Consider the following 13,045-nt stretch of genomic DNA (forward strand, 5'->3'; position numbering starts at 1 on the left):
TAAAACGAGGATGTTATGCAGTGACCTCACAGAATAAAAACATTTATAAAGAGCAGAAAAGGTTTCGGATACCTTCACTGCAACGGCGATATTACAATTGAAAGAGCAGGGCAAGTAGATAAGCCATTTTGATTGACCCCTCTTCGCCGATTTCGTTTACATTCAGAACCGCTTGATTATTATAAAAAAATTGGCCGACTTTCTCCTGAAGATCAACGCTCGCTTTTGATCTGTCAAATATCAAGTTATTCATCTTAGTGACCTTGTTTAGCAACGCTTTCATGACAATAGTTGAATGTGCTGATACCACGGGTCCGGATGAGGTAGTCAAAGTTTCGCGGGATGGTTGTTATCAAATATTCAAATGTAACACCATCATATAAATACCTGAATATTAACACACTATCAAAAATCAAGCTATCAGTAAGCCACGAAATCCCGTTAATGTGATTTTGAATTATTGATATATGAACAAAATTTATTCGGATTCACAGGTAATCCGTGACCGTGCATGTTTACCAGCCCCAAAACCGAGCGGATCAATCCGTCTGAATTGAAGCCGGCTATGTCCGCGTCCGGCATAATGAAATAAATTTCCTGCATAAAAATAAATTTGCTTTATTGTGCTTTATTTAAGTCGAAATTTAAGTTATAACGCCAGCCAATTCGTTTCAAGATTTTCAGTACATCTTCATAGGAGTTGATCGGCCATTTTACTCAAATTGCGTTTAATGTCAAAACCACATTTAATACATCTGCCAATTAATAACTTGATTATTTACACGCAATGGCTGCTTACGTCAGTCAGGTGTGCTTTTTTAGGTAACTTAAATAATCGCGATGGTCAATTATAACACATTAAGCGATTCCGAATTAACAGATCTTCTCAAGCTGGATGATCCGCTGGCCTTTGCAGAGATATACGACCGGTATTTCGGTTTGCTTTATATCCATGCGTTTAACCGCGTAAGGGATAAAGAAGAAGCAAGAGACGTAGTGCAGGAGTTATTCGCTTTTTTGTGGGCTAATCATGGTTCCATTGAATTTAAAACCAACCTGTCAAATTATTTGTATACTGCTACCCGAAACAGGATCCTGAACTTAATAGGGCGTAAACAGATCCATGAAAGATATAGATTGAAACTTCCTGACCAGCTTATCGCCCCTATCATGACCGATCATCTGGTGCGTGAACGGCAACTGACCGAGATCATTAACAAAGAAATTCAGGCCTTACCCCCAAAAATGCGCATCGTTTTTGAAATGAGCCGCAAGCATCATATGACCTATAAGGAGATTGCCGGTAAGCTGGATATTACCGAACAATCTGTAAGAAGCCATGTAAAAAATGCGCTTAAAGTATTGAGGGTTAAATTGGGCATCATAACATTTTTGATTTTTATTTTATTCGATAAATAATTTTTACCCCCCTGGCTACCGGGCTATTTGTCTATAATAAATAAGACAATACTTAGCCAGTTGAACCAAAAAATCAATCTTCAGGAGTTATTAAGTAAATATCACGCCGGCACGATAACCGACGAAGAGCGCATTTTATTGGAGGAGTGGTACGCCCAATGGACACCTGAACAACAGGAGCTTTCATCCGAAGAAATTGACCAGATGAAAGCGGATGTTTGGCAATCATTAAATGTAACTGTACTGCCGGCCGCAACCAAACGGCTATGGCCACGAATAGCATTGGCAGCTTCTGTGATACTTTGTTTATCAGTAGGGGGCTACTATTATCTTTCAAATTCGAAAGCCAGTCAGCAACAAATGACGGCAAAGGTTGAAAGGGTAGACATTGCCCCTGGCGGTAATAAAGCGGTCCTGGTACTAAACAACGGCCTCAAGATTAATTTAAACAGCCAGATAAACGGGACAATAGCTAAACAAGGCAATATCAGAATCGTAAAAACGGCTAACGGTCAGTTGGCTTATGCACCTGACAATACCGATCCTTCAGTTGTAGTTTACAATACTTTGAGTACCCCCCGCGGGGGGAAATATGACCTGGTGTTAGCTGATGGTACCAAGGTGTGGTTAAACTCTGCCTCATCCATCACTTACCCCACGGCTTTTAAAGGAAATGATCGCACCGTAAATATTACCGGCGAAGTTTATTTTGAGATTGTACATAATGCGAAACAACCATTCAGGGTAAATTTCAAAGGGCATACTATTGAAGATATCGGTACTGAGTTTAATATAAATGCCTATGATGATGAACAGGTAATAAAAACTACCCTGGTGGCAGGCAGCATAAAATTATCAAGAGATTCAAGGAGTGTGCTCCTCCGCCCGGGACAGCAAAGTATAACGTCTTTATCAAATACAGCAATTGAAATTAAAGACGCAGATATTAACGAGGCAACCGCCTGGAAAAACGGGCTGTTCAAATTTAAAAAAGCAAAAATTGAGGATGTTATGCGGCAGTTATCGCGTTGGTACAACGTTGATGTTTCATACCCGTATGGTGTTCCGAAAACCGTTTTTTCTGGCGAAATGATCAAAGATGCGAACGCCACACAAATACTGGATATGCTGGCTTATTTTAAAGTAAACTATGAAATTGTACAGCAAACCAAAGGCTCAGAAAAGAAAATTATCATTAAACCTTAAACCTACACTAAATAAATAACCAATTATTTAACAGCTAACCTGAAAACGATGAAAAAAATATTACGTCAAATAACCTGATCAGAGAAAACAGGGTTCTTAAAAGAACGCAGAAGTGGTTCGAAGCACTTCTGCGATAAAGCTTGAGTCAACCCTTCCGAATAAATCGGTAAAACAAATGGAGTATTATCTTATGTGTTAACCTCAAACCTAACAAATGTAATGAATTTTACAGGTGTCCTGACAGTGATATGCCCTAAAAAAGGCTCACTGGTCCATAAACTTATTATGGTTATGAAACTAACCACCCTCCTACTAATAATTACGCTATTACATGCAAGCGCTAAAAGTTATAGTCAAAAGATCAGTCTAAACGAAAAAAATACCCCCCTGGAAAAAGTTTTATCCCAGATTAAAAACCAGTCAGGTTATGTTTTTCTGTATACCGATCAAAACCTGGTGAATACGTCCATCAGTGTTAATGTTAAAGACGCCTCGATCGAGGAAACATTGAACGCCTGTTTTAAAAACGCGCAGATCGGCTACAAGATCACCGGTAAAAATATTTTGCTGAGAGCAACTTATCCTCAAACAGCTGAGCAGGAAAACGCTCCTCCGCCGATCACCGTCAAGGGAAAGGTTGTTGATGAGACCGGAAAACCCCTTATGGGTGCATCGGTAAAATTAAAAGGCGGAAGTTTAGGTACACAAACCGATACCGAAGGGCGTTTCACGTTAAGCAATGTTCCGGATGATGGTATCCTGGTTATCTCTTTCGTGGGATTTACCACTTTGGAAGTACCGGCGAAAAAGAACCTCGATAATATCAAGCTTGTTCCTCTGGCTTCAGATCTGAGCCAGGTTGTTGTGGTTGGTTACGGCACGCAGAAAAAGGTCGTTGTGTCGGGCGCGGTATCAGATGTAAAGGGCTCGGAGCTGGCCAAATCAGCCTCTGTTAACCTCTCTAACTCTCTTGGTGGCCGCCTGTCGGGTGTAGTTGCTATCCAATCAAGCGGCGAACCTGGTGGTGATGGCTCTACTATTCGCATCCGCGGTATCAACTCCTTATCAGGCGGTAACACAGATCCGCTGATTGTAATTGACGGGGTACCGGGACGTGCAGGTGGTATTGACAGGATCAATCCTAACGACGTAGAAAGTATATCAATCCTGAAAGATGCATCAGCCGCAATATATGGATCAAGGGCCGGTAACGGTGTAATTTTGGTTACTACCAAGCAAGGTAAATCGGGTAAGCCACAATTCAGTTATGATTTTTATTATGGTTTGCAGCGTCCTACCCGTGTACCCAAAATGGCAAACGCACCGGAATATGCCGAGATCATGAACGAATTACAAATATTCAATTCGGGCTTAAATCAAAGCAACTGGAACGATGCCTGGCAAGCTTTAAAAAACACAGGCACGTACACCCGGCCTGATGGCAGCAGCATAAACGCTGCTTTTTCGCCGGAGGCTATGCAGAAATTCAGGGATGGATCTGACCCGCTCCGATATCCCAATACCGATTGGTTTGGCACCGTATTTCAAAAATGGTCGCCGCAACAAAGGCACAACCTGCAGGTTACGGGCGGTAACGACTATACCAAATACCTTGTTTCGCTGGGCTATTTAAACCAGGACGGTTTTTATAAGAACTCGGCCACCAGATACAAGCAGTACGATTTGCGAATCAATGTAGAATCTAAAGTTAGTAAATATATCACCACCAGTTTAAATGTTACCGGCAGGGAAGAAAACCCTAACTACCCAACAGTGAGTGCCGCCAACATTTTCAGGTTTATTATGCGTGGCAGGCCAACGGATGTAGCCATTTGGCCCAACGGTTCGGCCGGTCCGGATATTGAAAACGGTATTAACCCGGTTGTGGCTACAACTAACCAAACCGGATATGATAAAAACACTAAAGATTACCTGCAGACTACCGGTAAAATAGAAATTAAATTGCCGGGCGTAGAAGGCCTAAAATTAACCGGTACAGCGTCGCTGGATAAATACTGGGACAGGCAAAGTACCTGGAGAACACCATATGAATTGTATTCGTGGGATAAAACTACCTTAAATAATGATGGCAGCCCGCAATTGCAGGTTAAAAACTTCTATCCTGACCAGTTTCATACACCAAATCTTACAGAAAAAAACATTAATGAGCTGGATATAAACTTAACCGGCATCATCAATTATGACAGGAACTTTAATGGTCATGCGGTTTCATTAATGGCCGGTGTACAGCGCCAAACTGCTAATAGCAGCGGCTTTACAGCTTTTAAAACCAACTTTATATCCTCGCAAATCCCGCAGTTATCATTTGGCCAGGAATTGGGACAATCAAACGGGGCCAATGATGTATTTAAAAGTGCGCGCTTAAGCTATTTCGGTTCTGCCAATTATAACTATAAAGAAAAATATATCGCGCAATTTCTTTGGCGTGTAGATGGCTCCTATATCTTTCCGCCCAGCCACCGGTTTGGCTTTTTCCCGGGTGTTACGGCAGCATGGCGCATTTCGGAAGAGGGCTTCTTTAAAAACAACATTCACTTTGTCGATAATTTGAAGCTAAGGGGCTCATGGGGCCGGATGGGGGCCGAAGCATATTATGGCGGTGCGCTTAAAGAGTACCAATACCTAACTTTATTGGCAACCAGCAATAACATGTTTAACGGACAGCCCGTTGCGACGGTTTATGAAGGCACCGCACCTAATTATGATTTTACCTGGGAAGTTGCAAACAATACCGATGTTGGCCTTGAAGCAAGCTTTTTAAACAGCCGGTTATCAGTAACGTTCGATTATTTTTATAACCTCCGCTCAAATGTGCTGGCGCCTAAAACCGGATCGATACCGGGAAGCGCAGGTATCCCTGTATACAACTTCCCTCCTGTTAACCTCGGCAGGTTGAAAAACTCGGGGTATGATTTCAGCGTGAATTACAGTGACCGCGCCGGCGATTTTAATTACAGCGTTAGTGTAAACGCCGGATATGCTAAAAATAAAGTATTGTATTTTGACGAAACCCCGGGCGCGCCAGACTGGCAGCGAGCAACCGATCATCCAACAGATGCCTGGCTGTTATACCAATATGACGGCGTTTTTAAAGACCAGGGAGATATCGACGCCAATAAGCTTGACTACAGCGGATTAGGAATTTCAAATTCGAGCTTAAGGCCCGGAGATATGAAATTTAAAGATGTAAACCACGACGGTAAAATTAATGGTGATGACAAAATACGGATGGATAAAAACGGCACTCCTACCTTTACAGGTGGCGTGAACATCAACCTGGGTTACAAAGGATTTGACCTAAGCGTATTGGTTCAGGGAGCTACCGGCGGCTTACAAAAAATAGGGCTGACCGAATCAGGAAGTATCGGTAACTACCTGGAATGGTCATATCAAAAACGCTGGAGTATTGATCATCCTAACAACCTTTATCCGCGGTTATCTGACTCTAATAGCGGCGCTACCTACTTCACTTCCAGCGCGTCAGACAATAGCTATTATGTAATCAACAGCAATTACATCCGGATAAAGAATGTGGAGTTGGGTTATACACTTCCGAAAGAATGGATACAAAAGTTAGGGCTCAATTCATTGAGGATCTACGCTAATGGCATCAACCTGGCCACTTTTGATAAGATCAAAATTTGGGACCCCGAATCTACCAATACCAGCGGACAGTATTATCCGCAGGCTAAGGTAATTAACATGGGTGTTAAAGTTACTTTTTAAGGAGCGTAAGAAAACGCATTATGAAAGGAATTGATATGAAAACGACATTAAAAAATAAAAACCTGTATCTGCTGGTGTTCATTATGATAATGGGCGCGGCTTGTAAAAAGGATTTCCTGAATGTTGCTCCACCCAACCAACTATCTGCTGATGTGGTTTGGAGCGACCCGACTTTGGCCGAAGCCTATATGAACGATGCCTATAAAGGCCTGATAAACGGTGGATTATCTGAGCAAATGCTCGCCTCCGTATCGGACGAATCTCTGTTTAACCATACCGGACGAGGTATCGATATCGTCAATACGGGCAATGTTAGCCCCACTACTACCGGCTGGATCGACGATTCGTGGAACTGGGACAGGATGTACCTGTATATCAGGACCTGTAATACGGCCATCGACAGAATTGTAAGCGGCAAAAACAGCATTTCCGACCAGACCAAAAAAGACCAGTTTTTAGGTGAAGCCTATTTTTTGAGGGCCTATTACTACCAGCAATTATTACGCTTTTACGGCGGTGTCCCCCTCATCACCAAAGTATATAACATTACCGACGACCTTAAGGTAAAGCGTAATACCTACGAGGAGTGTGTAAACTTTATTGTAAAAGATTGCGATGAAGCGAACAAATTATTATCCGGTAAAACAATGGGGCAAGGTCGTGCTACGGCGCTTGCAGCCCTGGCCATTAAATCGAGGGTATTACTTTATGCAGCGAGTGACTTGCATGATAAAGCTAAACTAACGGCAAAAGTTAGTGGTATTCCGGATCAAACCCTTCCCCTGCTGTGTTACACAAGCGGCAACCAGGCCGATCGTTACCGCCTGGCACAAACCGCGGCAAAGGCGGTAATGGATGCTGATCCGCGCACCGGTTATAAACTAAATTTATCAGCTCCTGTTTCAGCCAGTCAGGGTGCTATTAACTATGCGAGTATCGCAATGGGGGGAGGTAGTAAAGCGCCCAATATTGACCCCGCCGGGGCTTCGGAAATCATCTTTGCAAAGTATTTCCTGCTGCCAAACTATGCCGTAACACCAAACCTTTACAACGGGCCTAACGGTTATCATAACTGGGGCGGAAACTCTCCGATTGGCTTACTTGTTGATGATTATGATATGCAGGACGGCACTCCATTCAGTTGGTCGAACCCATTAGAAAAAGCTGATCCCTATAAAAACCGCGACCCCCGATTTTATGCAACGGTGCTGTACGATGGCTCGGATTGGAAACCCCGCGATAAAGTATCCGGCAATGTTGACCCCGCCAATCAAATTCAAACCGGTACTTATGATTTGATGGTGAGCGGCAAACTAACATCTTTCAGCGGACTGGACACCCGCAACAGTTCGTTAGAAAACTGGAACGGTACCTACACCGGCTATTACTATCATAAATTTACCGATCCGGATCCTAATATCATTGATCAAAACATGCCGCAAACTATTCCCTGGCCTTTTTTCAGATATACAGAAGCGGTTTTGAATTATATTGAGGCGTCTATAGAACTCGGTGACACAGGCCCGGCGGTAGAATGGTTAAACAAGATCCGCTTCAGGGTTGGTATGCCCGCGGTTACCGCCACAGATCAAACAAGCCTGAGAAACATTTACCGTCATGAGCGCCGGATTGAGATGGCCTATGAAGAACAGCGATATCATGATGTACGAAGATGGCTGATAGCCAACGAAACCGTAGGCAGGAAGGTAACCATAGTAACTGTTACCGGAAAATTCAAATCGGGAAAAACGCAATCCTCTCCTTACCATTATGACCCATCGGTTTATGATTATAGCTACACACCGTCCGAATATAATGTATTGGAAAACAGGGCCTGGAACAACGCGCTTTACTTCAGGCCAATCACTCGCGATGAAGTAAACAAGAACAATTTACTAATACAAAATCCCGGATATTAAATATATCCGAAAGAAACCTCTAAGTTGGTTTAAACAGAGGTTGTTGGTTAACCCACAAACAGTAAAAGGCCGCTTGCGCGGCCTTTTACTGTTTGCTATTAATAAATTTCAGATTACTTTCCCTTTAAAAACCCGGATTATTAGGTAACAACTTCGGATTGACATCTGTTTCCTGTTTAGGCAGCGGGAACAGCAGTTGTTTATCGGTAAACGTGGCGCCAAATACTGTTTTATGGCCTATAAAATTATCCCAGTTACCGGTAACATCGTTATGAACTTTGCGGGTTCGGAGCATATCAAACCACATTTTATTTTCAAAGCAGAGCTCAAAATACCGCTGCAACCACACTTCCTGCTCAAATGCTGATTGGGTTAACGCCCCTATCGGGGCCAGCTTAGCCCTTGCGCGGATATTGTTAACCATCAATATAGCCGTAGCATTTGGCGCGCCTTCGGCTTCGTTTGATGCTTCGGCGTACATCAACTCAACATCGGCCAAACGGTAAAGGGTGTAGTTAAGATCAGATTTTAACGTGGTATTAATTGCAGTAGAATCAAACCACTTGTAGATATAAGGGCTGCGGAAAGTGATTTTTTTGCCCGTTTTTGTATTGGTATAGCTGGAGTAAAAGAATTGCTTTTCTTGTACTCGTTTATCGCCGGCAGCAAATGATGCTAAAAACTGAGTTGTAGGATAAACCGAACCATACTCATCTGAGTATTGCGAAACACCCGAAAAATTCGGAATAGTAAGCGGTGTAAGCGGATTTGACGATGGTACCGACGCCGCATATTGCACCTGGAATATAAATTCGCCTGTATTTTTATTTGCAGGTTTGATCATATCGGTATATTCCGGAAACAGGGTATAACCACCATTCTGGATCACATTGAGCGAGCGCTTGGCCGATTCGGCGTAGAATGTTTTACCACCATTGATCGCGGCACCTGCATACGTTAAATACACATCGGCCAATAAGGCCTCAACAGCACCCATAGATACTTTACCCGTGTTGTCTTTCCATGGCAGCGTTGATTTTTCGGCAGCTAACAGATCGGGAATAATCACTTTATCATATATATCCTTCGCAGCTGTACGTGGAACATTGAGGTTCAGGTCTTTGGGCGTTTCGGTAACCATGGGTACCGCGCCATACATACGTACCAGTTGAAAATAGTAAAGCGCCCGCAGGGTTTTTACTTCGGCCAGCATATTGTTCTTTACCTCGTCAGTAAGGCCGGGTGCATTGATGGTTGGTATTTTACCTATGGCCAGGTTACACGCGCCTATGCCAAGGTACATTTGCTGCCACCATGTATCAAAGTAAAAGGAAGTACTGCTATAAGTTAGGTTCTGGTAATTTACGTAACCGGTTTGCCCAAGGTCGCTGCCTGATTTACCGGTCATAAATTCCATCAAATTCCAGGTATTACCGCCGTACGAACCACTTTGGCCTGATAAAAAGCCCTGCAGGTTTTGGTAACCCGAATTGGCAAAAGCCCTGGCCACTTTAACACTCGATACATTCGACTCGGGCGTAAGGAAACTGGTAGGCTCCTCCTTCAAAAACTTTTTGCAGGAGCATGTAAACAACACCAGCCCTACAAGCAATATATTTTTTATGGTTTTCATTTTTATATAATTTAAATTAAACTATCAATCGATCCTCTACCCCTGTTTAAAAAGTTACCTGTAAACCAAGGTTCCATACTCGGGGGCGAGGGTTTGAGAAGAAATCTAAATTCTGCGAGAACGAACCGTTCGACCCGTAGCTTGAATTGAAGGTATCCACCTCCGGGTCATAACCGGTATATTTGGTTATGATGAACGCGTTTTGAACACTTGCATATATCCTGAAACGATTGGCATGAAGCTTTTTAAGCACCAGCTGTGGCAAGGTATAGCCCAACGTAAAGTTTTGGCCGCGAATAAACGAGCCATCCTCAACCCACCAGGTATCGAAATGCGAATCCTGCGCGAATTTGTAGTTACGCACCTGCGAAATATAGGTGTTCTGGTTATTAGGTGTCCAGGCGTTAAGCACGGTGGCCAAACTGTTTGAAAGGGTTTGCCTGTCCTCAACCGAGTGTTTGAAGTTGGCGGCAGTATTTACTCCCTGAACAAATCGGATATCGAACGAAAAATCAAAAGCTTTGTATCTGAAGCTGCTGCTGAAGGTGCCCGTCCATTTAGGATAAGCGCGGCCGATGATACTATAATAATTACTGCCATCCGGATTGTAAATATATTTCCTGTCGCCGGGCTTTAAGCTGTGTTTAGCGGCCTCGGCTACATCCTCGGCCGAAGTGCTATAGGTACCAAGCCTTGTCATACCATAAAACGAACCGATAGGTTCGCCAACCCTGATCACAAAGTTTTGACCGAGGAAATTAGGGCCTGGGAAGATGTCCGCGCCGTTATCATTTAGTTTTAAAACTTTGTTTTTATTGGTAGTGAATATAAAATTGGTGCTCCATTCAAAATCGGGAGTTTTAACGTTTAGGGTGTTCAGACTAACCTCGACACCGGAGTTACGCACTGATCCTACGTTTTTATATACATTGGCATTGGTTTCACCGGCAGACCATGGTATAGGGGCCTGCAACAACAGATCTTTAGTGGTGCGGTTATAATAATCGAGGTTAAGGTTTACACGATCATGAAATAAACCTAACTCCAAACCGGCATCAAACTGAACAGAACGTTCCCATTTTAAGTTAGGGTTACCAATATAGCTTGGCAACAATGTTGACTGAGCAGCCCCACCCAAAACCGTGGTGCTCGGCTGGATCTGTGCCAGCGAACGATAGTTACCTATCTCCTGGTTACCCGAAGTACCGTAACTGGCCCGCAATTTCATGTTGGTGATGGTATGGTTATCCTTCAGGAAATTCTCCTGCGATACACGCCAGGCGGCACCCACCGAAGGGAAGAATGCGTACTTATTATTCACCCCAAACCGCGATGAGCCATCGTACCGGCCGGTTGCGGTAAACAGGTATTTTTCATCCAGATTGTAAGTTAAACGGGCGTAATATGAACTTAATGATGATTTTTCATCCTGCGTTTCATTGGCGCTCCTTACAGACCCTGCCTGCTCGTAGTGGTACTGAAAAATATCATCAATAAAATTCTGCGTTTCTGAGCGTACCCGGGCATACCCTTGTTGCTGGAACGAGATACCTAACAAAGCGGTAAAACGCTGCCTTTCGTTGATCTTTTTGTTCCAGGTAAGGTAGTTCTCTGTTTGCCAGTAATAATTATTATAAGCGTTTACGTTAGCTACACCTCCCTGATCCTGTGATAAGTGCGGCAGATCGCCTGCTGAGTAGAAGTTATTTTTTTGAGCGCTTAAGTTATAGCCGAAATCTGTTTTAAAATCCAGCTCTTTTGTAATGTGGAACAGCGAGTAGATGTTACCTAACATTTGCAGGTTATTGTTAAGCGTGTAACGCTCGTTGGCAACCTGCACCGGGTTCGGCGCGCCCTCAAGACCGGCAATATCATAATTGCCTGCCCATGTGCCATCAGGATATTTAACAGGCACTATTGGCACCTCTTCTGATACGTCCCTTGGCACGTTTAGCCCACCATTACCATCGGTAACTAAACGTTGCCTGCTGCTGATGAGGTTAATGCTGCCACCCACTTTCAACCAGCTTTTCAGGTCGTTATCCATTGTCATTTTGATGGTATATCTTTTAAAGGCCGATGTTGGCGCAAGACCATTCTGGTTAAAATAGCCAAGCGATAAACTGTAAAGCGACTTTTCGCTACCACCCTGAATGTTTAACTGGTGACTTTGCGAAAACGCTGGTTTATAGGTTTCCTTTTCCCAATTGGTATCATAAATTGGGTTATTATTAGCGTCAAAAAGCTTAGGGAAATTGGTATGGTTTAATGCAACCGGTGGTGCCCATACCCCTCCGGCCGGGTCAAATTTTTGACCGTTGGCGAATGATTCATTGTAAACTTTAACAAACTCGGCCGAGTTTAAAGTGCGTAAATGGCGATACAATTCGCTTACGTTAAAGTTATCATCATAAGTAATAGTTGCAGCACCAGTACGGCCACGTTTTGTCGTGATCATAATTACACCATTGGCACCACGCGAACCATAAATAGCTGTGGACGAAGCATCTTTTAACACCTCGGCCGAGGCTATATCCAGCGGGTTGATAGAGTTTGGATCAACTCCTACCACGCCATCCACCACATATAATGGATCGACATTGGAGTTGATGGATCCGATACCCCTAATTCGTACTTTAGCGCCCGCGCCGGGGGCCGTGCTGTTAACACTAACTTCCACACCGGCTATTTTGCCTTGCAGGGCCTGGGTTACGTTAGCCACGGGTTTATCATTTAACTGATCGCCTTTGATGCCGGTAACAGCGCCGGTAAGATCCGATTTTTTAACAGTTCCGTAGCCGATCACCACAACTTCGTTAAGGGCGCTGGACGTGCCAGCTAACTGCACGTTAACGACAGTTTTGCCAACGGTTGATATTTCCTGGCTGGCATAACCTGTATATGAAAATATCAATACAGGTTTGGCACTGGTTACCTGTATCGTGTAATTTCCGTTAAGATCCGTCTGGGTACCACCCTGGGTGCCCTTTATTTTGATACTTACACCAGGTAAAGCTGAATTATCCTTAGCATCGGTTACCTTGCCGCTGATCTTAACCTGCGCCATCGTGTGCAGCGACAGCAAGGTGAGCAGAATTGAGTAGATAAGATTTTTCTTCAT

The 13,045-nt window shown here is 43.6% G+C and carries 6 protein-coding genes; 4 read left to right on the plus strand and 2 right to left on the minus strand.

Translation table 11 applies throughout. The features are described 5' to 3' along the window. The first annotated feature begins 840 nt into the window (after window positions 1–840). The 4 genes from BLP33_RS21935 to BLP33_RS21950 all read left to right on the plus strand — a co-directional run bounded on the left by BLP33_RS21935 (window position 841) and on the right by BLP33_RS21950 (window position 8,291). Window positions 841–1,419: an RNA polymerase sigma-70 factor gene (locus BLP33_RS21935; RefSeq protein WP_090533154.1), complete on the plus strand. Its 579-nt coding sequence runs from the start codon at window positions 841–843 to the stop codon at window positions 1,417–1,419. A 60-nt stretch (window positions 1,420–1,479) separates the two neighbouring features. Further along, the gene (locus BLP33_RS21940) at window positions 1,480–2,625 is read left to right on the plus strand and encodes a FecR family protein (RefSeq protein WP_090533155.1); all 1,146 of its coding nucleotides are present in this window, start codon (window positions 1,480–1,482) and stop codon (window positions 2,623–2,625) included. 291 nt (window positions 2,626–2,916) lie between these two features. Beyond that, entirely contained in the window at window positions 2,917–6,372 is a 3,456-nt protein-coding gene (locus BLP33_RS21945; RefSeq protein ID WP_090533399.1) for a TonB-dependent receptor, read from the plus strand. Window positions 6,373–6,407: 35 nt separating this feature from the next. Then, a complete protein-coding gene (locus BLP33_RS21950) occupies window positions 6,408–8,291 on the plus strand; it encodes a RagB/SusD family nutrient uptake outer membrane protein (RefSeq protein WP_090533401.1) in 1,884 nt (627 codons plus the stop codon). A 124-nt stretch (window positions 8,292–8,415) separates the two neighbouring features. On the opposite strand, the gene BLP33_RS21955 is transcribed toward BLP33_RS21950, so the two are convergent. Together BLP33_RS21955 and BLP33_RS21960 are read right to left on the minus strand one after the other, a co-directional pair. Beyond that, window positions 8,416–9,924, minus strand: a complete 1,509-nt coding sequence (locus BLP33_RS21955; RefSeq protein WP_090533157.1) for a RagB/SusD family nutrient uptake outer membrane protein — start codon at window positions 9,922–9,924, stop codon at window positions 8,416–8,418. Window positions 9,925–9,970: 46 nt separating this feature from the next. After that, window positions 9,971–13,045: a SusC/RagA family TonB-linked outer membrane protein gene (locus BLP33_RS21960; RefSeq protein ID WP_090533159.1), complete on the minus strand. Its 3,075-nt coding sequence runs from the start codon at window positions 13,043–13,045 to the stop codon at window positions 9,971–9,973.

Origin of the sequence: Mucilaginibacter sp. NFR10 (assembly GCF_900100445.1) — a bacterium.
Taxonomy (GTDB): domain Bacteria; phylum Bacteroidota; class Bacteroidia; order Sphingobacteriales; family Sphingobacteriaceae; genus Mucilaginibacter; species Mucilaginibacter rubeus.

Excerpts from the sequence above, each read along its gene's own strand:
- BLP33_RS21935 (WP_090533154.1), top strand. The coding sequence starts at position 841 with ATGGTCAATTATAACACATTAAGCGATTCCGAATTAACAGATCTTCTC.
- BLP33_RS21945 (WP_090533399.1), top strand. The coding sequence starts at position 2,917 with ATGAAACTAACCACCCTCCTACTAATAATTACGCTATTACATGCAAGC.
- BLP33_RS21950 (WP_090533401.1), top strand. The coding sequence starts at position 6,408 with ATGAAAACGACATTAAAAAATAAAAACCTGTATCTGCTGGTGTTCATT.
- BLP33_RS21955 (WP_090533157.1), bottom strand. The coding sequence starts at position 9,924 with ATGAAAACCATAAAAAATATATTGCTTGTAGGGCTGGTGTTGTTTACA.
- BLP33_RS21960 (WP_090533159.1), bottom strand. The coding sequence starts at position 13,045 with ATGAAGAAAAATCTTATCTACTCAATTCTGCTCACCTTGCTGTCGCTG.